Raw genomic sequence first — 22,930 nt, forward strand, 5'->3', positions numbered from 1 at the left:
GAATTGGAAAACTAGACTGGAAACCATGAGCAACCTTTCGCAGCAGGAGTCGCTAGCCTCCTTCGACGAACTGGCCGCCAAGCGGATGGGCCGGGTACGCAGGTACCTGAGGACCCATCCGCGTTTGGTGTCCATCGGCGTCGTGGTCTTCTACCTGCTCGGAACCCTGCCCGGGGTGCTGCTGATGGCGGATATGGAGGCCAGCAACGAGCTGGCGCTGCTGCTGGTCACGCTGGCCACCGCCGGCACGCTGCTGTTCCGCCGCCGGGCGCCGATGACGGTGCTGTGCATCGTGTTCGCCCTGGAATGCATCTCGATCCTGGACGTCGGCTCGGTCTACGGGACCGAGGGCCTGGGCATGATGCTCGCCCTGTACATGGTGGCCACCAGCTACTCGGCCCGGCGCTCGATTCCGCTGGCCATCCTGGCCGGCAGCTTCCAGATGGTCCTCATGGTGCTGGTCGGCTTCCCCGACATGAGCGGCATGGAGCTCGACACCTCGGACGGGATCAGCGAATCCACGCTGGCCGTGATCATCATCGGGGTCTTGGCGGCGTTCCTCATCGGCTTCTACGTCACCGCCGCCGCCATCGGCGTGTACATCCGCAACGCCCGCATCCACGAGGCGGAGCTGAACCACTGGGCTTCGCAGGTCTCCCGGCTGGCGCAGGTGCAGGAACGCAACCGCATCGCCCGCGAGATGCACGACGTGGTGGCGCACTCGCTGTCGGTGATGATCGCGCTGGCCGAAGGCGCCCGCGTGGTGGGCCGCCGGGACCAGGACCGCGCCGAGGAGGTGCTCGCGGAGCTGTCTGGCACCGGACGCGCCGCGCTGGCGGACATGCGGCGCATGCTCGGCGTGCTGCGTGAAGGGGAGGGCGGGGAGCTGGCGCCGCAGCCCACCGGCGGCAGCATGGAGAACCTGCTCGAAGGCTTCCGCGCCGCCGGGCTGCCGCTGACCTACACCTACGTGGGGGAGCCGCTGCCGGAGGACAAGGCGTTCGCGCTGACCATCTTCCGCATCGTCCAGGAGTCGCTGACCAACTCGCTGCGCTATGCGCGCAACGTCACCGACGTCCAGGTCCGCCTGGAACACGGCAGGCACCAGGTGCGGCTGGAGATCTTGGACAACGGGGACGCCACCCGGGTGCCCAGCGTGGGCAGCGGCCGCGGGCTGCGCGGCATGCGCGAGCGCGCCGAGCTGTTCGACGGCACGGTGGACGCCGGCCCCGTGGCCAGCGGCGGATGGATTGTTAAGGCGATGTTGCAGCTGCCCGAGTGCAGCGCGAAGAATGGTAACCAGAAGGCATCAAAGGGGTAGGACATGGACGAAAACATCAAGGTACTGCTGGTCGACGACCAACCCCTGCTGCGGATGGGCTTCCGCCTGATCCTCGAAGGCGAGGCGGACATCCAGATCGCCGGCGAGGCGGCCGACGGGCTGGAAGCGCTGACCCAGACCGCGGCCCTGCACCCGGACGTGGTGCTCATGGACGTGCGCATGCCCAACATGGACGGCATCGAAGCCACCGAACGCATCGCCAAGGCGCACCCGGAAACCAAGATCATCATCCTGACGACCTTCGACCTGGACGAATACGCGTTCTCCGGGCTGCAGGCCGGCGCCAGCGCCTTCCTGCTCAAGGACGTCGCCCCGGAGGAGCTGGTCTCCGCGGTCCGCCTGGTGGCCTCCGGCGACGCCGTGGTGGCGCCGCGCGTGACCGCCAGGCTGCTTGAGACCTATGTGCGCAACGCGGGGCAGGCCCCGGCGAGCACCGCCGCCCCGCAGCGCGACCCGCTGCTGGACGACCTGACCCCGCGTGAGCAGGAGGTGCTGCGCGCGCTCGCCGAAGGCCTGTCCAACGCGGAGATCGCCCATCGCTTCTTCCTCTCGGAAGCGACGGTGAAGACCCACGTGCGGCGCATCCTGACCAAGCTGCACCTGCGCGACCGGGTGCAGGCAGTGGTCTACGCTTACGAGACCGGGCTGGTCATTCCCTCGCAGGGACTGGACTTCTAGCTACCGGCCCTTGCGCTCGGCCCGGCGCTTCTTGCGTTCGGAGGCGCGCAGCTGGATGACGCGTGCCGCGCCGATGGCTGCGACCACCAGCGCGCCGCCCAGCGCCGCGATGAACAGGGCCAGGCCCAGGCTGATCTCGCCGCGCAGCCCGAAGTACAGCACGGTGACAGGGTTCTGGTTCTGCGCGATGAAAACAATCAGCAGGATCAGCAGCAGCACGCTGATGACGGTCGCCGTCCACAACCGGGCGAGCCTGGTCGAGTGGGCGCGGTCCTCGGAGTCCTCCACGGGCAGCGGCCGCAGCCCCTCGGGATCCGGCTCCGCCGGAACATAGGGTTCGGTCTCAACGGATGCCGGGCTGGAATCCAGCGTGGTGCCCAGCCCATCAGCCTGCTCAGGGTCTACTCCGGCCTTGGTCTCCGACTGCGGCTCGAGGGAATCACGGTGCTCCGGGAAATCTTCGGGCGTGCGGTTGGTCTTTGGCATGATGTACTCGCTTTCTTGGTCGGCGTAGGCCTGATCACAGCATTTACGCCGTCCGCGATCCGCGTCAAGTCCGGTCGCGCAATTCGCGGGCATTTCCCCGCCTGGGTCGCCCGCGCACTTCGCCGGACCCAATCCGCGGCGCAGACTACTAAGCTGGAGACAACCCGGCAGATCCCGCCGGCAGCAGCACTTGATGACAATCGATCGCGAAAGAAGTGAGCATCCAGTCATGGCACAAGCCGCGGCAATGGCACACATTGCAGATTTGGCCGAATACGTAGCGACCTCCCCGTCGAGTTACCACGCCGCCGCGAGCGCGGCGAAGCGGCTGGATGCCGCCGGGTTCACGGCGCTGGACGAAGCCGAGGCATGGACCCTCGGGGCCGGCGCCTACTATGTGGTGCGCGACGGCGCGGTCATCGCCTGGGTGCAGCCCGAGGGGGCCGCTGCCACCACTGGCTTCCACATCCTCGGCGCACACACCGACTCGCCCGGCTTCAAGCTGAAGCCGAAGCCGACCACCGGATCCAACGGGTGGTGGCAGGCCGGGGTGGAGGTCTACGGCGGACCGCTGCTGAACTCGTGGCTGGACCGCGAGCTGGTGCTCGCCGGCCGTCTGGTGCTGCGCGACGGATCGGTGCATCTGGCGCAGACCGAGCCGCTGCTGCGTATCCCGCAGCTGGCCATCCACTTGGACCGACAGGTCAACGACGGACTGACTCTGGACCGCCAGACCCACACCAACCCGATTTTCGGTGCCGGAGACCTGGCTGACGCTGACATCCTGGCAGTGCTGGCCGCCTCGGCCGGCGTGGATCCGGCGCAGATCGCCGGCTACGACGTGCTGACCGCTCCGGCGCAGCGCGGCGAGGTGTTCGGCGAAGGCAAGAACTTCTTCGCCTCCTCGCGCCTGGACAACCTGTCCTCGGTGCACGCCGGCCTGATCGCGCTGACCGACTACGCGCGCAAGCCAGAGGGCCGGCGCATCGCCATGCTGGCGGCCTTCGACCACGAGGAACTGGGTTCCGAGTCGCGTTCGGGCGCCAGCGGCCCCTTCTTGGAGGAACTGCTGCAGCGCATCCAGGCCTCGTTCGGCGCCACGGTGGAAGACACCGCCCGCGCGCTGGCCAACTCCGTGTGCCTGTCGGCCGACGCCGGCCACGCCGTGCACCCGAATTACGCCGAGCGCCACGACCCGGCGAACCGCCCGCAGGTCAATGCGGGCCCGCTGCTGAAGATCAACGCCAACCAGCGGTATGCCACCGATGCCGTGGGCGCCGCCGCGTTCGCCGGCTGGTGCGCCGCCGCCGGGGTGCCGTACCAGGAATTCGTCTCCAACAACCGGGTTCCCTGCGGATCGACCATCGGCCCGCTGACCGCGACCCGTATCGGCATCCGCACCGTGGACGTGGGCGTGGCGCTGCTGTCCATGCACTCGGCCCGCGAGATGTGCGGCGTCGACGACCCGTGGTACCTGTCCAAGGTGGCCCGCGTCTTCTTCGGCGAGTAGTTGACCCAAGGCCGCGGCCGGAATCTCAGAGGGAGGACGTCCGGTCGCGGCCTTCGAATGTATCGCATATGCAGTATCAGGTATATGCAATTCGCGCGAAGTTCCACCGTTCCGAGCAGCTTTCCTGAAAACGTAGCCACGGGTCTCATGAAGCCGGAAATGCGCGATGACGTGACATTGTCGGGTAGCTGTCGGCAGAAAGTCGTGGTGTTGTCGTGTCCTCAATGGCTAGTGTGATCTGCATGAACGAATCACGCATATCGGAAATACGCCGCACCATGGGGTAGACGCAGGAACGATTCTCCACGAAAGCGGGGTCACCGTCAGAACAGTCCAATGTCTGGAAGCCGGCCAGGACGCCAGCATGGACACGCTGTCGAAAATCGCCGCCGCTCTGCAAGTGCCGGTGGGAGACTTGTTTGCCAGCGTGGAAACGCCGCAGTTCCAAGCCTCGGTCGATGGGCTGGAATACCGAGTTGCTGAGCAGCGCGACTCCTACACCAAGGGCGTGGAGCTGATCTCCCGGGGTCTGGGGATTGCGGTCCTCTTTGCTACTCCCATCCTCGCCCTGACCATGCATTGGGGATGGCACGTATGGCTGGTGATCCCGGTGTACTGGGGTGCCGGGCGGCTGGCCTTGGAAGCGGCCTTCCGCCTCAAACTGGATCCCCTTCCGCCTCAGACTGGATCCGAAGCTGGATGAACGGTGCCGCTGTCCAAGGCGGACCGCACATTCCTGGGCTGAATCGCGTTTGATGGCCCGGGGACGGCAAGCCGCAAATGGCATAATCGCTGGCATGACGATCTTCGAATCTGACGTGCTGGTCATCCAGCAGACCAAGAACCTCATGAAGAACGATTTCGCCATCTTGAACGGCGAGGGCGTGCAGGTCGCCCATGTAGAGACCGGCGGAAGCGCGCTGGGCCGCATGTTCGCCGGGTCCCGGCAGCTGACGGTGTTCGATGGACCGGACAACCCGGTACTCCAGGTGAAGGACACCATGAGCGTGGGGCGCGACCGCATGGAGATCATGGACGGCCAGGGCAACCAGATCGCGACCCTCGTCAAGCGGATCACCTTCTTCAAGACCAAGGTCACCGTGGATTTCCAAGGCGAAGAGATCGACCTGGACGGAAATCTCTGGGATTTCGAATTCCAGATCAGCGCCCGCGGCCAGGTCATCGCCACCGTTTCGCGCAGCTGGTCGGGCCTGGGCAACGCGCTGATCGGCAAGTCCACCTACGCGGTGCGGCTCGCACCGAACCTCAGCCCGGGGCACCGCCTGATGACCGTCGGCGCGGTGCTGGCCTTGGACCTGATCCGGGAGAAGCAGTCCCGCGGTTAGGCGATGCTCCTGGAGACCAGCGAATCTACGATGTACTCGGCGATGGCCAGGGAGCTGGTGGCGCCGGGAGACGGCGCATTGCGGATATGCGTGGCATGATCGCGGTAGTCGATGGCGAAGTCGTCCAGCAGCTTGCCGTCGGCGTCCATGGCCTGCGCCCGGATGCCGCGGGTGAGGCGGGTCGCCTTGGCTCCCTCCAGCGACGGAACGTACTTCGCAGCTTCCCTGAGGAAAAACTGTTCCGAGACCACGGTGCGGATCTCGCGGACAGCCGTAGGCAAGTTCCGCGACGCGAACTTCCAGAAACCAGGGTTGGCCATGACCTCCCCGAGATCCTTGAAATCCAGTCCCAGGCCGTGGTACTTCTCCCGCGACAGGGAGAGGAAGGCATTGGGTCCGACCATCATCTGGCCATCCACGCGCTTGGTCAGGTGGACGCGGAGGAAAGGGTATTTCGGATCCGGGACCGGATAGACGAGCCCGTTGAGGATGGTGCGGTAGCTTTCCTCCAACTGGAAATACTGGCCGAAAAACGGCACAACACTGGGCTGGGCGTTGGCCCCGGAACCGCGGGCCAGCCGGTCGGACTGGGATCCTGCGCACACGATGACGTGGTCTGCAAGGAACTGCCCGGTGCTGGTATGAAGGCGCACCCCGGTGGCTAGTTCCTCGATACGCTCGACGGCGCAGCCGAAACGCACTTCTCCGCCTGCCAGCCGCACTTCGTCGAGCAGGGCTTCGGTCACCGCGGCATAGCTGATGATCGCCGTACCTGGGGAGTGCAGGGCCATCCGCCCCACCGCGTTGGGTTCGATGTCTTTGATGCCATCCGGACCGAGCATCCCCACCCCGGGAACACCGTTGGCTTGCGCCCGTTCGAAGATGTTCTTCAGCCGCTGTTCCTCGTCGGCTTCCAGCGCCACCACCAATTTGCCGCATTGCTCATAGGGAAGAGACCTGGCCTGGGCAAGGTCTTGGAGCAGTTCAACGCCGCGTCGGCACAGCTTGGCCTTGAGGCCTCCCGGCTCGTAGTAGAGCCCGGCGTGGACTACCCCGGAGTTGTGCCCCGTCTGGTGCCCGGCTGCCGCCTGTTCCTTCTCCACGACGGTGACGCTCGATCCGGGATATCTGGCCAGCAGCTCCCGGGCCACCGCGGCGCCGATGATCCCGGCACCTACCACTGCAAACGACTTGGCTTGGGGCATTGCGGGTCCTAACGTCGGGCAGCGCGGAAGATCACGGGAACATCTGGAAACGCTACCGATGAACGGCTTGCGAAACAATTGAATTACGCCAGCCTTTTCAGTCATTTCAGACGCGCAGTTTCTGCGCCCGTTGATTGGCGCTCACCGGATGTTTACCCGGGGCTGATTCGATCAAGCACTATGAGTTCGTTTGCCGCCCCGATCAGAAACTTCCGGCCCGAAATCCAGGCGTTGCGCGCACTGGCGGTCCTGCTGGTGGTGGTCTACCATCTGGAACCGCGGATCCTGCCCGGCGGGTATATCGGGGTGGATATTTTCCTTGTCATCTCCGGGTTCCTCATCACTTCCCATCTGCTCCGCGAAGCCGACCGCACCGGCCGCATCGACCTGCTGTCCTTTTACGCCGGGCGGGTGCGGCGAATCCTGCCTGCGGCGCTGCTGGTGATCGTGGTGGTCGTGGCGGGAACGCTGCTGCTCCTGCCCAGCACCTTGTGGGAATCGCTCGGCATCCAGGCCGTAGCCTCCGCCCTGTCGGTGCAGAACTGGGTGCTGGCCGCGTCGTCGGTGGACTATCTCGCAGCCGAGGAAGCCCCGAGCGCGCTGCAGCACTTCTGGTCTCTGGGTGTGGAGGAGCAGTTCTATCTTTTCTGGCCGCTGCTGGTGGTGGCCGCCTTTGCCGGACCGCTTCGCCGCTGGAGAACCAGCGCCTTGTGGATCGGTTTCTCGGCCACCGCGCTGGCTTCGCTGGCCTATTCGGCCTATTTGGGTTTCTCAGGTGATCCCAGCGGATATTTTGTCACCACCACCCGGGTCTGGGAACTGGCGGCTGGCGGTCTGCTGGCCCTGGTTGCCGCACAGCGGGCGCAAACCGGACGGCGGATTCTGGAAGGAATTCCCGCCGTGCTGCGCAATGTCCTGGTGCTTTTTGCGCTGGCCGCGCTGGCCGGCGCGGCATTCACATACAGCGGGGATATCGTTTTCCCCGGTGTTGCCGCCCTGGTCCCGGTCCTCTCCACGGTGCTGATCATCGCCGCGGAGCGCACCGAAGGACTGCTGTCGCTGCACCCGGTGGTGGACAGCGGACCGATCCAGTGGGTCGGCGCAGTGTCCTATTCCCTGTACCTGTGGCACTGGCCGTTGATCGTCTTTGCCGCGCAGCTTACCGGCGGTGATCCCGGCCCGCTGGAATCCGTGGGCCTGCTTGCCCTGTCGCTGCTTTTGGCGCAGCTCAGCTTCCGCTATGTCGAGAATCCGGTGCGCCGCTGGCCGACCTTGTCGCGCGGAGCCGGCCGCACCGTGCTGGCCGGGGCAGCTGCCGTAGGTCTTGTCGCGACGCTGGGATTCGTCCCGCAGCAGGCGCAGTCCGCCCTCGCTGAGAAGCAGAACAAGCAGGCGGCCGAACTGACCAGCAACCCGCCTCCCGGTTTCGGCGCCGCCTCGCTGGCGCAGGGCATGCCGGCCTATCTGGGCGAGAACCGTCAGATTGTTCCCACGCTCAGCGAAGCCAGCGGTGATTTTCCGCAGCTCGGGGACTGCGTGCAAAAACCCCAGTCCACGCAGGCCAAGGAATGCGAATTCGGCAACCCGTCAGCAAAGACCACCATTGCGCTGGTCGGCGATTCGCACGCCACGCACTGGTACCAGGCCGTGCAGGCGCTGGCTGATGCCAACGACTGGAAGCTGGTTACCTATCTGAAGGACTCCTGCCCGTTCTCCAAGGCGCAGCGCACAGCGGAAGCCGACGGGTCGATTTCCTGCAGCGAGGCGAACAGGGAAACCGCGCGGCGTTTGGCCGAGCGCGGCGACATCGACGTGGTGCTGACTGCCAATTGGGCCGAACCGTCCTACACTTCGGACGCTGCACGGGGATTTGCCGAGGCCTGGTCGGAGCTCGAAGATGCGGGGATTGACGTCATCTCGCTGGTGGACACACCCCGTCCGGCGCTCAAAGGCTACGCCAGGGACTGCCTGGCCGAGAATCCCGAGAATCCCCAACGGTGCGTCACCCCGCGGGACAAGGCCCTGCCGCCGGGGGATGTCACCGGAGAAGCAGGGAAGCTGGAGCCGCGTGTGCAGGTCCTGGATCTCACCGATCAATTCTGCACCGAGGAAACCTGCCCGTCGCTCGTGGGCAACGTTCTGGTGTACCGGGACAAGCACCATGTCTCAGACACCTACATGCGCACCCTTGCCCCGGACTTCATCAACCGGATCCAACCGCTGATCGACCGCGACCTGGAGGGCTAATACAGGTACGGGTCGCGAGCGCGGAGCGCATTTCATGATCTGCGACACCTTGACTACTACAAGGCGGGCACCCTCGGGTAAGCTTGGAAGGTCTGTGCTACCGCACGCCCGAAACTTGGGTGTGTCCGGCTCAGGCAACGCAAGAACCTCCTGTTGCGGAAAGGCCGCGACCGTTTAGCCCAAAGGAGGTGGGTTCACATGCGTGCTTATGAACTTATGGTCCTCATCGATCCAGAGGTCGATGACCGCACCGTAGAGCCAACCATCGAGAAGTACCTCGAGGTTGTTCGCTCCCACGGTGGCACCATCGACAAGGTTGATGTCTGGGGTCGTCGCAAGATGGCTTACGAGATCAAGAAGAAGGCAGAAGCCACCTACATCGTGGTGAACTACACCGCAGATCCAGCTACTTCGGCTGAGCTTGAGCGTCAGCTCAAGATCAACGAACTGATCCTGCGCCACAAGGTCACCCGTCCGGAAGAGGCTCGCGTTTAATTACGCAAGTACTTCCGTCGTAGGACAAACGTTCAAACTTTTCTAAGGAGAGTCAATGGCAGGCGAGACTGTTATTACCGTTATCGGAAACCTGACCGCCGATCCGGAGCTGCGTTTCACGCCGTCCGGCTCAGCCGTAGCGAACTTCACGATCGCTTCGACTCCTCGCACCTTTGACCGCCAGACCAATGAATGGAAGGACGGGGAAGCCCTGTTCTTGCGTGCATCGGTATGGCGCGAGGCTGCAGAGAACGTTGCAGAAACGCTGACCAAGGGCATGCGCGTCATCGCCCAGGGTCGTTTGCGCTCGCGTTCTTACGACACCAAGGAAGGCGAACGTCGCACCGTTATGGAGCTCGAGGTCGACGAAATCGGCCCGTCGCTCCGCTTTGCGTCCGCCAAGGTAACCCGCACCCAGCGCTCCGGCGGTGGCGGCGGCGGATTTGGCGGTGGAGGCTTCTCCAACGCACCACAGCAAAATGCACCACAGCAGCCGCAGCAACAGCAGCCGCAGCAGGGTGGTGGCTGGAACGCTCCAGCCAACGACCCGTGGAGCACTGGCGGAAACAACGGTGGCGGCTGGGGCAACCCGGGCAACGACGAACCGCCTTTCTAACCACTATTTATTCACCATCCCGCAGAATAATCTGCGGGCTCCCAAACTAAAGGAGCTCCACGATGGCTAAGGCTGAAATCCGTAAGCCCAAACCAAAGTCCAACCCCTTGAAGGCCGCTGACATCACCGTCATCGACTACAAGGACACCGCATTGCTGCGCAAGTTCATCTCCGATCGCGGTAAGATCCGCGCTCGTCGTGTGACCGGCGTTTCCGTGCAGGAACAGCGCAAGATCGCACAGGCAATCAAGAACGCACGTGAAGTTGCCCTGCTGCCTTACTCCGGCGCTGGCCGAGGCTAAGGAAGAAGGGATAGCAAAATGGCAAAGATCATTCTGACTCACGAAGTATCCGGTCTCGGTGCTGCTGGCGATATTGTCGAGGTAAAGAACGGCTACGCCCGTAACTACCTGCTGCCACGCGGTTTCGCAATCGTTTGGACCCAGGGTGGTGAGAAGCAGGTTGATTCCATCAAGGCTGCTCGCGCTGCTCGCGCCGTTGCAAACCTTGAGGAAGCTCAGGCTCTTGCAGCATCGCTGAAGTCCCAGCCGGTCAAGGTTACCGTCAAGGCTGGCGCTAACGGCCGCCTGTTCGGCACCGTGAAGACCGCAGACATTGCTGCTGCTGTTGCAAACGCTGGTCTGGGCAAGATCGACAAGCGCAACATTGAGGTCAGCGACCACATCAAGTCGACTGGCAACTACACCGCAACCGTTCGCGTTCACGAGGACGTTGTTGCAAACCTGCGCCTGCAGGTTGTTGCTGCTGCAAAGAAGTAAGTCCTCCAGACCTGCTTCCTGTCCGACGGGTGGGGCACTCTCCGCGAGGGGAGCGCGCCACCCGTTGGCGTTTAATCAAAGCACTCCGAAAGAACGGCAGGGGCTCCCTCTCGTTAAGATATGGGTGTGGAACAACAGGATGAAAACAGCGCATTGTCGCGTGAACGGTGGGAACTGGATTCCTGCCCGGTGGATATCATTGCCATCGGATCCCAAGTGGTTTACGGCACGGTCGGCCTGAGCGCTTCGGTGCCGGTGTTGACGGAGCGCGGCCTGAAGGTCGCGGCGCTGCCCACCGCCATGCTCAGCAACCTGCCGCACTACCCGCAGGTGCACGCCGCCGACCTGTCGGGCCCATGGGTTGCGGACGCGCTGCATGACCTCACCGCGCTCGGCATCGCAGATGAGGTCTCCACCGTCTACACCGGGTACTTCGCCGGCCCGGCCCAGGTGGTCGCCGTAGCCAGCTGGCTTCGCATGCTGCTCGAACGCCGCCCGCAGCTGCGCGTCGTCGTCGATCCCACGCTTGGGGATTACGACGTGGGCGCCTACACCGATCCCGAGGTCGCCGCTGCCCTGCGCAAGGAGCTGCTCCCGCTGGCTACCGGGATCGTTCCCAACCTCTTTGAACTGCAGCACCTGCTTGAAAGCCCCCCGGCGCGCGAGCAACCCGTCGACCAGATCATCAAGGACGCGCGCCGTCTGCTGTCCGGACGCTGCCAATGGGTGGTTGCCAGCGGCTTGGAGGGGCAGGACAGGCAGCACGGCGAGGATCTCGTCGTGACAGCAGATGAGGTCGCCGCCATCGGCTACGAGCGCCTGGACGTGCGTGTCAAGGGAACCGGGGACGTCATGGCCGCCTCGATCGTGGCAGGGCTGCACCAAGGTCTGGGCATCGCCGACGCCGTGGAACAAGCCGGATCCGCAGTACGCCGACGGCTTGAAGCGCGCCGAATCGGCCGCATTTAGAAGCACGACGGACATCACGGATCATCCTGCCCAGCTGCCGAAGCTAGCAAGCGTTGGTTCCTCCCGTGGCCTTGTTGATAGTTCGCGTGCATCGAGAAAGCCGAATCTCTTGTGTACCGTTATCCCCGAATGATCGAAAATCTGGCTAAGGAATCCCAGAAGAGGCGTGCCAGATTTCCCAAGGATTGCGACGGATATACCTAGCTGGCGCAGCTTCGCGAAGTGGCAGGTTTGAGCACCAAGGATCTCGTCGGAAGCCTTAAGGTCAGCGCCGACCGGGTCAAGAAACTTGAATCAGGAGACCTGGACCGCGTCCAGCTGGCAACCCTGCCTCGGCATGCGGAGGCCATCGGCTGCCGCTTGGAGTTGCGCTACGTCGCCGAAGGCACCCCACGCGGCATTCAACTAAGCGGCTGGTTCGGAGGCATCCCAGCGCTGGGACATCTCACGGAGCTGGGCGAGCCAATTGGCACCTGAACAACTAAAAAACCATTGCCTGGGCTCCGGATCGTCAATCATCCGGAGCCCAGGCAATGTGAATGCACTGGTCTTTCACGAGGAATCTAGTGTGCGGTGCTTGAGCCGCCTGTTGCGTGGCGCATTTCCATGGCCGGGGCCAAGGCCATCAAGCCCGCTGCGATGCCAACGGCACCGCAAATCCATGACACCCATGTGCTCATGGCGTAGCTGGTGAACTGTCCCATCCACGGCGAGGCAAAAAGCAGTGCACCCGAAATGGCAAGTGCCCATTCCATCGAAACGAGACGCGGCATCGCAACGCTCCACACTGCGGTGACGACCATCAGCAAACCGAAGACCATCATCAGCGTCATGGATGTTGTCGTTCCATTGAGCCAGATAGATGCGATTGCGGCATACAGACCTGCCGCGACACCGACCCAGTCTTGCCACCGAGTCCATTTCTTCATTTGAATCCGACCTCCAACATGAATTTTCAGAGGGCCCCCGACGGGAGTCACCTTAAATGTAGGAGCGACCCCATGACGGGTCAACGGCAATTCGGGGACAAAACGGTAACAGCCAGATTTCCTTAGGAATTTGGCGATTTTCGCACCAAGCGAGCGTCTCGAAGCTCCAGAACTCGGGCGTGGCAACGTTCATGGGCCCATGCCCACACCGGTTCGGCACGCAGTGTACTGCCGTGCTGAACCAGGTGAAGGGAAGCCGGTCCTAGACGACCTGCATGGTCGTCAGACAGGTGGCGTCCTCGGACCCTGCCGTGGAGATGGACTGCGTCGAGGTTTTGCCGCCGGCGGTGATCGTCAGTTCACCGGTGACTCCGCTGGGCAGCCAGAGACCGACGAAGCCGTTGTCATTGGTTGCCAGCTGCATGCCGTCCAGGACCTTCGTGCCATCGTTTGTCGTGAAATCGACGATGACGTCAGCATTCTGTAGCTCCCCGAGGCAGGTGGTGAGACTGTGGAAATGGCAGTCGTGGGTTTGGCTCTCGTAGGGAGCGACGGAAAGGTAGAATTTGTCCGCAGGCAGCTGCATGGCGGCCTGGCGACCGGCTTCGTCGCTGAGCACCAGCTGCCCGGGACGGACCGAGGCCATCAGATTGGCCGGGCGTTCGGCAACCGGCAGCTGCTCCAGCTGATCGATGATCTGCGCCGCGTCCAATCCCTGCAGGCCGAACCGTTCAAGCAGTTCGCCTGAATCTGCGGTAGATTCGGCGTCGGACTGGGATGCCGGAGCAGATGTTGGGGCCGGTGCCTGCGAGCAGCCGCTGAGCACCATGGCAAGCATGGCCAACGGAGCGGCGAGCCGCACCGCCTGGCGGCTCCAGACGCTTGGTTTTTCGGTGGAGTTCATTGCTTCCTTCGGGCTTAGTGTGCGGAAAGCAGATCATTCATCTGCTCAATTTCTGCGGTTTGGGTGTCGACGATGCGCAGGGCCATGTCCTTGGCTTGGGCGTAACGTCCTTCTGAGAGCTCTTGTTCTGCCATCTCAACGGCGCCTTCGTGGTGGGTGATCATCTGCTCCAGATACAGCGTGGTGCCTTCCGCTGCCGTGGCCTGGCGCAGCTTCTCCAGATTCTCGTCGCTGACCATTCCGTCATCCTCGCCCATCGAATGGGGCTGGTCCGACGGGACGTTCCACTGTTCCTGCCAGGTTCGCAGAGTCTGGATTTCTGGGCCCTGAGCCTCCTTGATGTCCTGCGCCAGCTGCTGGATTTCCGGGGCCAGTCCCTGCTTTGACAGCAGGATGTCGCTCATCTCAATGGCCTGTTCATGGTGTATCACCATCATCGAAGCGAACATTTCGTCGGCCTCGTTCTGCGCGGCGTTCACGGATTCGTTCGAAGGCGGGGCGGCACTCATGTCGTGGGTTGAATGCTCCGCCGGGTCGTTTGGTTCTGGCGCGGAACAGCCTGCCAGGGCCAGCGCAGCCGCCGCCCCGAGGGCGCTGAGAGTCAGAGGGGTGGACTTCATGGAAGATCTCCTGTGTTGTTGTCGAGGGCGCGCAAAACGCGCCGGATTACCGGGAGGCGGCCAGGGAATCGGCGAAACGCTTCCGGCCGCCACCGGTCATCACGTGCGACTAATACACAGGCTGATTAGGCTCGGCGCGCGCAGCACGCTCCAGTTTGCCCGGGAACATCGCGGCCCGGCCCGCGACGGGGAGACCCGGCGGACCAGTACGCTGCCGCGGCGCGGCAAGAGCAGGAAAAAGAGGATGAACGCGAGGACGCATCCGGCGGCGGCCGCCTGTGCGCCCTGCTCATCGCAGTCGGTGCAGGCCAGCGCGTTCGGCTGGCCGACAAGATGCTGGGTTCTCGTGGCGACGAGTCCCGATCCCGGCGCCAGGGGTCCTGCCGCGTGCCCGTGGGCGCTCTGGGCGGGAGCCGCGGCGCCAGTACCGGCCGCATGCTCGTTGTGCAGGTTCATCCCGTGCATCAAGAGCAGGCCGAGAATCAGCAGCAGGGAGAGAAGCACTGCGCGCGGCAACAGGACCAGCGCCGCAGTGAGGCGGTGCCGGGGTGCGGCGGCTCGTGCTGTAGTCATCACTACCCAACCTAGCCACCGAGCCTGTCAATGGACTTAGAACGAGGTTGAAACTGCACCGCGCACGGTGTTCGGGAGAATACTAGTCGCACGCGGTGAATTTCCGGCGACCGGTCACCGCAAACTCTGGACAGGTCAGCGCTTTGCCCCTGCTTTATTCGGCATTGGGCCTAGAAGCTGGCCCCGGACGGTCGAAAGCGACACTAGAGTAGTAGGTTGAGATACTCGTTACAGACGTGGATCACAAAGAAGTGAGAAAGGGCTATTTTGCACCAGCGTATCCACCATCGCGCCTTCACCGAACGACTGATGAGCGCAGAACAGGCTGCCACTTTCGTTAAGCCGGGCATGACCGTGGCCATGAGCGGCTTCACCGGCGCCGGCTACCCGAAAGCCGTGCCAGGCGCTTTGGCAAAGCTCATCGGCGACGAGCATGACGCCGGCCGAGACTTCAAGATCAACGTTCTGACCGGTGCCTCCACCGCTCCGGAACTGGACGGCGTACTGGCCAAGGCCGAGGGCATGAACCTCCGCCTGCCGTACATGTCCGACCCGGAGCTCCGCCGCCGTATCAACGAGGGCAACATGGAGTACATGGACATCCACCTGTCCCATGTCGCCCAGCACGCTTGGTTCGGCTTCTACGGCAGGATCGACCTGGCCATCGTCGAGGTTGTCGGCGTCACCGCCGAGGGCGACCTGATCCCTTCCTCCTCCGTGGGCAACAACAAGACCTGGCTGGAAATGGCCGACAAGGTCATCATCGAGGTCAACTCCCAGCAGTCCGCCGCCATGGACGGCATGCACGACGTCTACTACGGCACCGCCCTGCCTCCGCACCGCAAGCCGATCGACCTGACCACCGTGCGCGACCGCATCGGCCAGAAGTACCTGAACGTCGACGTGAACAAGATCGTCGCCGTCGTGGAGACCGACGCCCCGGACCGCCTGAGCCCGTTCGCCCCGGTCGACGCCACCAGCGAGAAGATCGCAGACCACCTGCTGGGCTTCCTGGACTACGAGATCCGCGCCGGCCGCCTGAGCGAGAAGCTGCTGCCACTGCAGTCAGGCGTGGGCAACATCGCCAACGCCGTGCTCGCGGGCCTGGCCCGCGGCGGTTACAAGGGCCTGACCGCCTACACCGAGGTCATCCAGGACGGCATGCTCCAGCTGATCAAGGACGGTACCATCGAGTTCGCCTCCGCCACCAGCTTCTCGCTGTCCGAGGCAGGCATCGCCGAGTTCAACAAGAACGTCGACCACTACCGCGACCGCATCCTGCTGCGCGCCCAGGAGATCTCCAACCACCCGGAGATCATCCGCCGCTTGGGCTGCATCGCCCTGAACGGCATGATCGAAGCCGACATCTACGGCAACGTGAACTCCACCAACGTGCTCGGCTCGCACGTCATGAACGGCATCGGCGGTTCGGGCGACTTCGCCCGCAACGGCTACCTGTCGGTATTCATGTCCCCGTCCACCGCCAAGGACGGCAAGATCTCGGGCATCGTCCCGTTCGCCTCCCACGTGGACCACACCGAGCACGACACCATGATCCTGATTACCGAGCAGGGCCTGGCGGACCTGCGCGGCCTGTCGCCGAAGCAGCGTGCCCAGATGATCATCGACAATTGCGCGCATCCGGACTACCGTCCGCTGCTGCAGGACTACTTCGACCGCGCCCGCAAGGAAAGCTACGGCAAGCACACGCCGCACCTGCTGGGCGAGGCATTGTCCTGGCACGAGCGCTTCCGCACCACCGGGGACATGCGCCCAGCGCAGTAGCGCCCGAGGTCATCTCGGAGGCCGGCACTTCCCCTGACGGGGCGGTGCCGGCCGTCGGCGTTTGCAGGGTGGAAGCCCGCTATCCGGTCCCTGACGGCGGGAGGGAGATCAGCCGGTCGTCTTGCAGGCCCGGGTCGCCGCGCCCGTCGGTGTTGTTGGTCAGCACCAGCAGCCGCCCATCCGGCCCCGGGACCACGTCGCGCAGCCTGCCCAGCTCGTTGACCAGCAGCTCCCGCTGCATTTCCGGGTCGTCCAGCTGCACCGCGCGCAGCCGCTGCCCGCGCAGGTTGGCCAGGTAGAGCACGGAATCGACGATCGCGATGCCGCTGGGACTGGCCTGGTCGGTGCTCCACTGGGCGACGGGGTCGGTGAACTCCCCGGTGCCGCCGGTGCCTTCCACTTCCGGCCAGCCGTAGTTGCCGCCTGCGGTGATCTTGTTCAGCTCGTCCCAGGTGTTCTGCCCGAATTCGCTGGCGTACATGGCGCCGTCGGCGTCCCAGGCCAGCCCCTGCACGTTGCGGTGGCCGTAGCTGTACACGTAGGAATCCGGGAACGGGTTGTCCGCCGGAACGCCTCCCTCCGCGTCCATCCGCAGGATCTTGCCGCCCAAGCTGCCCAGATCCTGCGCGCTCGCCGGCCGCGCCGCATCCCCGACGCTGGCGTAGAGCATGCCGTCCGGTCCGAAGGCCAGCCGCCCGCCGTTGTGGTTGGAGGCTGAAGGCAGCCCGTCCAGCAGCGTCCTGGGCTCGGACAGCGAATAGCTTCCTACCGCCCCGGCCAGCGTGAAACGCTGGATCCGGTTGCCGTTCGGGCCGGTGGAATACGCGTAGAGCCGGTCCGGGGTCTTGAAGGCCAGGCCCAGCAGCCCGCCCTCGCCGCCGAAGTCCACATCGGGCAGCCGGCCGACCTCGCGCACGGCGCCTGAATCGAGGATCTCCAGGACGCGCCCGGAGTCCCGTTCACTGACCAGTAGCGCATCCCCGGCATCCGCCACCGACCACGGAGCGTTGAGATTCGAGGCCAGCGTTTGGAAGCTTGCGCCCTGGGTGTTTTCCGCCCCGGAGGGCGAGCCGCTGGTGGGTGCATCGCTGGTGGGAACGGGGCCGGCCGGCGCCGGGTTGTTGGGAGTCGAGCAGGAGGCCAGCGCCAGCGCCCCGGCCGCTAGCAGCCCCAGGGCGCGCAGGGAAAGCGTGGAACGCGTGCGGTGCGCCGGTGCGCCCTTCCTGGCCACCTGGACCTCCTCTCAGCCGCCGGGGGCGGCTAGCCGTGCCGGGTCGGGCGGTAGGTGAGTTCCTGGATGCTGCCATCCAGCAGCCGGGAGTCGACGAGCTCCAGGTCGTAGTCGTCCACCCCGGCGAACACCGGCGAAGCGCCGTTGCGGCCGGTGAGCACCGGGAACACGGTGACCTGGATGAAGTCCACCAGGCCGGCGGCCAGCAGCGAGTGGTTCATCGCCAGAGAACCGTGGGAGCGCAGCGGCACCGCGGATTCGGCCTTGAGCCGGGCCACCACGCTCAGTGCGTCCTCGCGTTCGAGCACCGCGTCGGGCCAGTCCAACGGCTCGGACAGGGTGGTGGAGATGACCGTGGCGGGCTGCTCGTGCATGGCGATGCCCCAGGGGTCCTCGACTTCCGGGTTGTCCGCGATCTCGTTCCAGAAGCGCTCGAAGAGCCGGAAGGTGTTGGCGCCGTAGACCATGCGGCAGGCAGGGGTGTAGAGCTGCAGCCGGCGCTCGAGCAGCTCGGGGCCCTGCTTGCCCCAGTAGCCGCCCCAGTCGCCGCCGGCGCTGCCGAAGCCGTCCAGGGAGCTGAAGACGTCGAAGGTATAGGTTGCGGGCATGGCGGACCTTCCGGCCGGTAGGCTATGCGGTGCGCCAACTCTACGCTGTTGCGGTGCGCCGCGGAACCCCGCCGGGGCCTATCCGGCGGCCTCTTCCAGCGCCTGCGCGCGCAGCACGTTCTTCTGCACCTTGCCGGTGGAGGTGCGCGGCAGATCCTGCGGGAACACGATGGTGCGCGGCACCTTGTATCCGGCCAGGCGCTCACGGGCGAAACTGATCAGCCCCTCGGCATCCAGCTGCGAGCCGCTGGCGCGGATCACGTAGGCCACCGGGCGTTCACCCCACTTTTCGTCCTGCACGCCGACCACCGCCAGATCCAGCACCTCGGGGTGTGCGGCCAGCGCCTGCTCGACCTCGATGGTGGAGATGTTCTCCCCGCCGGAGATGATGATGTCCTTGGCGCGGTCGCGGACCTGGATGTAGCCGTCGGGGTGCATCACGCCCAGGTCCCCGGTGTGGAACCAGCCGCCGGCGAAGGCCTGCTCGGTGGCCTGCGGGTCGCGGTAGTAGCCGATCATCACGTTGTTGCCGCGCAGCACGATTTCTCCCATGCTTTCCCCGTCGGCGGGCACGTCGTTCATGTCCAGGTCCACCACGCGCGCGGATTCGGCGGTGATCATGCCGACGCCCTGGCGGGAGAGCCGCTCGGCGCGCTCGGCCGGCGCCAATTCGTCCCAGGCGTCCTGGTATTCGCAGATGGTGTACGGGCCGTAGACCTCGGTCAGCCCGTAGACGTGCACCACCTCGATGCCCAGCTTCTGCAGCTTGGAGATGATGGCAGGCGAGGGCGGGGCCCCGGCGGTGGTGATGCGCAGCGGCTCGGCCAGCTCGTGGGCGCGTTCGGCGTCGGCGATGATCGAGCAGACGGTCGGGGCGCCGCACAGGTGGGTGGTGCCCAGGTTCTCGATGGCGTCCCACACCGAGTCCTCGCGCACCGCGCGCAGGCACAGATGGGTGCCGCCGGCGGCGGTGACCGCCCACGGGGTGCACCAGCCGTTGCAGTGGAACATCGGCAGGGTCCACAGGTAGCGGGTGGCGGAGTTCATGCCCTGGTGCATGGCCTCGCCCAGCGAGTTCAGGTAGCTGCCGCGGTGCGAATAGAGCACGCCCTTGGGTTTGCCGGTGGTGCCGGAGGTGTAGTTCAGCGTGATCGGCGCGCGCTCGTCCTCGACGGAATAGGGCAGCTTCACTTCGCTGGCCTCCGCCAGCAGCTCGTCGAGCACCGCGTCCACCGCCACGTCGGGGCGCCGCCCGGTGAACTGGTCGTCGGTGAGCTCGATCAGCGCCTGCAGCGTGGGGTTCTCGGCGCGCAGCATCTTGGTGTTGCCCAGCAGCTCGGTGTCGGCGAAGAGCAGCTTCGCCTCGGAGTGGTCCATGATGTACTGCAGCTCGTGGGCGGACAGCCGGGTGTTCAGGGCGATCAGCACGCCCCCGGCCAACGGCACGGCATAGTGCGCCATGAGCATCTCAGGGGTGTTGGGGGCCAGCACGGCCACGCGGTCGCCGGGGGTGATGCGCTCGCGGATGACCTGGGCGAAACGATGGATCCGGGCTTCGAGTTCCGCGTAGGTGTAGCTGCGGGTACCGTGCAGGACTGCCTGCTTGGACGGGTAGACCTCGGCGGAGCGCTCCAGGAAGCGCAGCGGGGTCAGCTCGGAGTGGTTAGCGTGAGTCATGGCCATGGGGGTGACGTCCTTTGATCTCTGTACCTGTCACGTAGCACCGCCCGCGATCCTGTGAGCTGGCGCACGTCCAACAAATATCGTGGCATGAAACGCAGGTTCAATTCAAGAAACGTAGTTTCATGTCGGTAAGCGGAGGCAATGCCGCGCCGAACGCACCACCGCGCTCTGGGCGCTATGGAAGCAATGCCGCGCCGAAAAACAAGTCTTTTCCTGCGCATGAATGCGTGTCATCCTCTATGAATGACACCTGCCCGCCCTCCGGCCGCTCCGAGCCTTCAGGCAGCGCTTGGCGCCGGCGTGGATCCGCTGGGTTACGCCCGCCAGCTGCTGCCGCTGCACCGCAGCTGGTCCGAAGGAGCGCGCATCCAGCGCGAAGTTCGCCCGGTCATCGCGCGCTCCTGGGAGCGGGCGCAGGGCCGCGGCGGCGAATCCCGCCCGTTGCCGAGCGGCGAGCTGGCAGCGCGCCAACGGGAGAATAATGAGCTGTCGATCCTCGGCGAGCTGCTGAGCGACCGGCTGCTGCCGATGGCGGGTCAGGCAGAGAACCAGCTGGTCATCGCCGACGGCGAGGGCTACATCCTCACGGTGCTCGGACCCCGCGCGGTGCGCAGGCAGAGCGATGGGATCGGATTCGTGGCTGGCGCGCGCTGGCGTGAAGCGGATGTCGGGACCAACGGCATCGGCACCGCCATGGCCGAGCGGATTCCCGTGCAGGTTTTCGGCCCGGAGCACGCCCGCGAGGAACAGCATGCCTGGGTGTGCACCTCGGCGCCGATCGTCAGCCCGGCTACCGGAATGCTCACTGCCACCGTCACACTAGCCGGTTCATTCCGCACTGCGCACCCGCACACCCTCGCGTTGGTGTCCGCGACCGCCCGCGAGGCGGAGGGTGAGCTGCTGCGCGTGCACCAGTTGAAGCTGAACGAACTGCGCGACGCAGTGGACCAGCCGGCCGATAACTACGTGCTGGTTGACGAGCAGTACGCGGTAGCTGCCAGCCGTGGTTTCGACTGCCCGGTGCGGCTTTCGGCGATCGGCGGATTGCACGAGGGAAGCGTCTGGGTGCGCGGGCTGGGCGCCATGCACGCGGCACCGGTGCCGGGCGGATGGATGTTGCGCCCCATCGCCGAGCAAACCGTCTTGGAATTGTGTCCCAGCCCGATGCCGCGCGCGGTGATCTGGGTGGGATCAGAGCGTACCGAGGTGCCGCTGAACTCCCGGCATTGGCGGATCCTGCAGCTTCTGGCCCGCCGGGAGCAGGGGGTGGATGCGGCCGGGTTGCGCCAGCTCTGGCAGGAACCGGTAACCCCGGTAACCGTGCGTGCCGAGGTCTCGCGGCTGCGGGCCAAGCTCGGCGGGATCATCGCCGCGCGCCCTTACCGGCTGACCGTTCCAGTGGTTTTACCTGGTTGAGAAGAAGTTGGGATCGTACCTGCCAGCCGCGGCCGCGATCGGATGGGTGGTCGCTTCAGGCGCGGGAGAGCCGGTTCCGACCGGCTCGCAAGTCGGCCAACGAAACTGCTGGCTATCTGGGCATGGGCCGCAACCGGGGGAACAAGATGTCTACCTGTTGGCGTTCGCAGCGGTTGATAGTGACGCGTTCCGTCTTATCGGCAACGGGTAGCAAGCAGCTACGGTGTTTTGAGGCCGCATCGCGGCGCGCGTTGGGTCCTGAGGGCGAACGCCGCGGAGCGTGGATCCGTCGTCGGCTCGGGGGCTGGTCACAGGGTTTCGCAATCATGGAAGACATTTGGTTGCAGCAGAAATCGGCGTATTTTTCCTTAGACTGCTGGGGGATCGCTTGCTTATAGGATGGTGCTGGGTAAATCCTGAAATCCTTGACCTATACCCATTGCCGAGGAGTAGGGTCGAAGGGACTTGCTATCTAGTGAACAATCCTGAAACTTATGACAAATAGACCTCGTAAAGACATCCATCTTTCCCTTACTGGCGACCAATATGACGATCTGACTAGTGCCTTAGAAACACAGAGGAACAGCTTTGAGCAGTTCGCTACCGACGCGAATAACGGATTTGGGTATCTTGATACCGCGTATTGGACTCAGCGGGTTACCGAGGTGCAACAATTGCTTGATACAGTTCGCCGGCTGGCCCTGGGGGCGAATCCGGAGGTCGTGAGGCACGAGGCGCAAGAAAACGCGACCAAGCACGCGAGTCCGGATTCCGGGACCGAGATCGGCCCGCAAGGCTAGAGGCTAAGGACGGTGGCGGGGAATACTTACCGCCAGCCAGCCTGCAAAGCTGCGAGGGGGTAGCGCATGGGGCCGGCATTCCAGCACCTCGCGGTAATTGCCATGGCAGAACCGATAACAAGTCTTGATGTCCGCAGGCATAAGTGTCGCAGTTTGCAGGCTTTTAACTGCCTTGGTGACTAACCACTGAAACGGTGTGCGTAGGTGGGGCTCTCGGTGGCAGGACGGAACGCAGGGATCGGGTGCGCCACTGAGCTCGCATCCCAGTACTTGGCTCGGAAGGTGACTAGCCCATCTTCTTCGGCGCGCTCGAACAGATCTTGGATGTGGGTCGAATCTTTCTCGACCGCGGCGTTTCGCAGGGCTGGGTTGGGGGTCGAGACGTAGAGGAACTTCAACTCATCGAGCTTGGCACTGAGCATGGCTACCAAGACCGGGCGGCCGTGCATGGAGACTAGGCCCATAACATCATTGAGAGGCTCCGTGGGAATCGACATCACTATTGGCATTCCCTGGACCCATCCGTAGTTCGTCAGGTGTTGGCGCCCCTCGCGGGAACCGAGCAGTTCACTCACGCGCTCGGCGGTTTTGGTGCGTACGATACGTCCTGGCATTGGTACTACCTCCACTGTGTTCTTGAGTCTTCCGAGTGATCCCCATCAACTTGGAACAAGTCACCATGCAAACCGGCTACCTTTCATCCTGCCT

At 64.4% G+C, this 22,930-nt stretch carries 24 protein-coding genes; 14 read left to right on the top strand and 10 right to left on the bottom strand.

From position 1 onward, the window contains the following. The first annotated feature begins 25 nt into the window (after positions 1-25). Together ATC04_RS00780 and ATC04_RS00785 are read left to right on the top strand one after the other, a co-directional pair. A complete protein-coding gene (locus ATC04_RS00780; protein WP_047120545.1) occupies positions 26-1,321 on the top strand; it encodes a sensor histidine kinase in 1,296 nt (431 codons plus the stop codon). A 3-nt stretch (positions 1,322-1,324) separates the two neighbouring features. Then, positions 1,325-2,020, top strand: a complete 696-nt coding sequence (locus ATC04_RS00785) for a response regulator transcription factor (protein ID WP_047120544.1) — start codon at positions 1,325-1,327, stop codon at positions 2,018-2,020. Here ATC04_RS00785 and ATC04_RS00790 read toward each other — a convergent pair whose 3' ends face one another. Continuing rightward, the gene (locus ATC04_RS00790) at positions 2,021-2,506 is read right to left on the bottom strand and encodes a lipopolysaccharide assembly protein LapA domain-containing protein (protein ID WP_052772557.1); all 486 of its coding nucleotides are present in this window, start codon (positions 2,504-2,506) and stop codon (positions 2,021-2,023) included. It abuts the gene before it with no gap. A gap of 247 nt (positions 2,507-2,753) precedes the next feature. Between ATC04_RS00790 and ATC04_RS00795 the strand changes: the two genes are divergently transcribed. From ATC04_RS00795 to ATC04_RS00805, 3 genes are all read left to right on the top strand, one after another. Then, positions 2,754-4,016, top strand: coding sequence for a M18 family aminopeptidase (locus ATC04_RS00795; protein ID WP_231735868.1), 1,263 nt, complete (start codon positions 2,754-2,756; stop codon positions 4,014-4,016). A 364-nt stretch (positions 4,017-4,380) separates the two neighbouring features. Further along, positions 4,381-4,719 carry a hypothetical protein gene (locus tag ATC04_RS00800; RefSeq protein WP_052772556.1) on the top strand — a complete coding sequence of 113 codons (339 nt, stop codon included), beginning with the start codon at positions 4,381-4,383 and terminating at the stop codon, positions 4,717-4,719. A 94-nt stretch (positions 4,720-4,813) separates the two neighbouring features. Further along, the gene (locus ATC04_RS00805) at positions 4,814-5,362 is read left to right on the top strand and encodes an LURP-one-related family protein (RefSeq protein WP_052772555.1); all 549 of its coding nucleotides are present in this window, start codon (positions 4,814-4,816) and stop codon (positions 5,360-5,362) included. Here the strand turns inward: ATC04_RS00805 and lhgO are convergent. Further along, on the bottom strand, positions 5,359-6,567 hold the full coding sequence (gene lhgO, locus ATC04_RS00810) for an L-2-hydroxyglutarate oxidase (protein WP_047120542.1): 1,209 nt from the start codon (positions 6,565-6,567) through the stop codon (positions 5,359-5,361). The two genes, ATC04_RS00805 and lhgO, sit on opposite strands and share 4 nt — an antisense overlap. Positions 6,568-6,747: 180 nt before the next feature. Here lhgO and ATC04_RS00815 point away from each other — a divergent pair, with 180 nt between their 5' ends. The 7 genes from ATC04_RS00815 (at position 6,748) to ATC04_RS00845 (ending at position 12,150) form a co-directional block, all read left to right on the top strand. After that, positions 6,748-8,814: an acyltransferase family protein gene (locus ATC04_RS00815; RefSeq protein WP_052772554.1), complete on the top strand. Its 2,067-nt coding sequence runs from the start codon at positions 6,748-6,750 to the stop codon at positions 8,812-8,814. A gap of 198 nt (positions 8,815-9,012) precedes the next feature. Then, positions 9,013-9,309 (top strand): 30S ribosomal protein S6, encoded by a 297-nt coding sequence (gene rpsF / locus ATC04_RS00820; RefSeq protein WP_047120541.1) that lies wholly within the window; start codon positions 9,013-9,015, stop codon positions 9,307-9,309. Between the two features lie 55 nt (positions 9,310-9,364). Further along, complete coding sequence (locus ATC04_RS00825; protein WP_047120540.1) at positions 9,365-9,925, top strand: single-stranded DNA-binding protein; 561 nt, start codon at positions 9,365-9,367, stop codon at positions 9,923-9,925. 62 nt (positions 9,926-9,987) lie between these two features. Next, complete coding sequence (gene rpsR, locus ATC04_RS00830) at positions 9,988-10,227, top strand: 30S ribosomal protein S18 (RefSeq protein ID WP_013350683.1); 240 nt, start codon at positions 9,988-9,990, stop codon at positions 10,225-10,227. 18 nt (positions 10,228-10,245) lie between these two features. After that, the gene (gene rplI / locus ATC04_RS00835) at positions 10,246-10,704 is read left to right on the top strand and encodes a 50S ribosomal protein L9 (protein ID WP_047120539.1); all 459 of its coding nucleotides are present in this window, start codon (positions 10,246-10,248) and stop codon (positions 10,702-10,704) included. A 126-nt stretch (positions 10,705-10,830) separates the two neighbouring features. Further along, positions 10,831-11,673 (top strand): bifunctional hydroxymethylpyrimidine kinase/phosphomethylpyrimidine kinase, encoded by an 843-nt coding sequence (locus ATC04_RS00840; protein WP_160309112.1) that lies wholly within the window; start codon positions 10,831-10,833, stop codon positions 11,671-11,673. A 204-nt stretch (positions 11,674-11,877) separates the two neighbouring features. Next, on the top strand, positions 11,878-12,150 hold the full coding sequence (locus ATC04_RS00845) for a helix-turn-helix domain-containing protein (RefSeq protein WP_082124032.1): 273 nt from the start codon (positions 11,878-11,880) through the stop codon (positions 12,148-12,150). Between the two features lie 86 nt (positions 12,151-12,236). Here ATC04_RS00845 and ATC04_RS00850 read toward each other — a convergent pair whose 3' ends face one another. The 4 genes from ATC04_RS00850 to ATC04_RS00865 form a co-directional block, all read right to left on the bottom strand. Continuing rightward, positions 12,237-12,602, bottom strand: coding sequence for an SPW repeat protein (locus ATC04_RS00850; RefSeq protein WP_047120537.1), 366 nt, complete (start codon positions 12,600-12,602; stop codon positions 12,237-12,239). Positions 12,603-12,864: 262 nt separating this feature from the next. After that, positions 12,865-13,506 carry a CueP family metal-binding protein gene (locus ATC04_RS00855; RefSeq protein ID WP_197413499.1) on the bottom strand — a complete coding sequence of 214 codons (642 nt, stop codon included), beginning with the start codon at positions 13,504-13,506 and terminating at the stop codon, positions 12,865-12,867. Between the two features lie 14 nt (positions 13,507-13,520). Continuing rightward, complete coding sequence (locus ATC04_RS00860) at positions 13,521-14,126, bottom strand: DUF305 domain-containing protein (protein ID WP_047120536.1); 606 nt, start codon at positions 14,124-14,126, stop codon at positions 13,521-13,523. Positions 14,127-14,225: 99 nt separating this feature from the next. Continuing rightward, on the bottom strand, positions 14,226-14,699 hold the full coding sequence (locus tag ATC04_RS00865; RefSeq protein ID WP_047120535.1) for a hypothetical protein: 474 nt from the start codon (positions 14,697-14,699) through the stop codon (positions 14,226-14,228). Positions 14,700-14,966: 267 nt separating this feature from the next. Between ATC04_RS00865 and ATC04_RS00870 the strand changes: the two genes are divergently transcribed. Beyond that, complete coding sequence (locus ATC04_RS00870) at positions 14,967-16,484, top strand: acetyl-CoA hydrolase/transferase family protein (RefSeq protein ID WP_286158840.1); 1,518 nt, start codon at positions 14,967-14,969, stop codon at positions 16,482-16,484. Between the two features lie 79 nt (positions 16,485-16,563). Here ATC04_RS00870 and ATC04_RS00875 read toward each other — a convergent pair whose 3' ends face one another. From ATC04_RS00875 to ATC04_RS00885, 3 genes are all read right to left on the bottom strand, one after another. Continuing rightward, positions 16,564-17,715, bottom strand: a complete 1,152-nt coding sequence (locus tag ATC04_RS00875) for a PQQ-dependent sugar dehydrogenase (RefSeq protein ID WP_047120534.1) — start codon at positions 17,713-17,715, stop codon at positions 16,564-16,566. A 29-nt stretch (positions 17,716-17,744) separates the two neighbouring features. Beyond that, positions 17,745-18,323 carry a dihydrofolate reductase family protein gene (locus ATC04_RS00880; RefSeq protein WP_047120533.1) on the bottom strand — a complete coding sequence of 193 codons (579 nt, stop codon included), beginning with the start codon at positions 18,321-18,323 and terminating at the stop codon, positions 17,745-17,747. Positions 18,324-18,401: 78 nt separating this feature from the next. Beyond that, entirely contained in the window at positions 18,402-20,000 is a 1,599-nt protein-coding gene (locus ATC04_RS00885) for an AMP-binding protein (RefSeq protein ID WP_197413552.1), read from the bottom strand. Positions 20,001-20,249: 249 nt separating this feature from the next. Between ATC04_RS00885 and ATC04_RS00890 the strand changes: the two genes are divergently transcribed. Next, complete coding sequence (locus ATC04_RS00890) at positions 20,250-21,422, top strand: helix-turn-helix domain-containing protein (protein WP_047120531.1); 1,173 nt, start codon at positions 20,250-20,252, stop codon at positions 21,420-21,422. 979 nt (positions 21,423-22,401) lie between these two features. Here ATC04_RS00890 and ATC04_RS00900 read toward each other — a convergent pair. Further along, entirely contained in the window at positions 22,402-22,836 is a 435-nt protein-coding gene (locus ATC04_RS00900; RefSeq protein WP_047120529.1) for a hypothetical protein, read from the bottom strand. Between the last annotated feature and the right edge of the window lie 94 nt (positions 22,837-22,930).

It is taken from the genome of Arthrobacter sp. YC-RL1 (assembly GCF_001454985.1).
Classification (GTDB): domain Bacteria; phylum Actinomycetota; class Actinomycetes; order Actinomycetales; family Micrococcaceae; genus Glutamicibacter; species Glutamicibacter soli.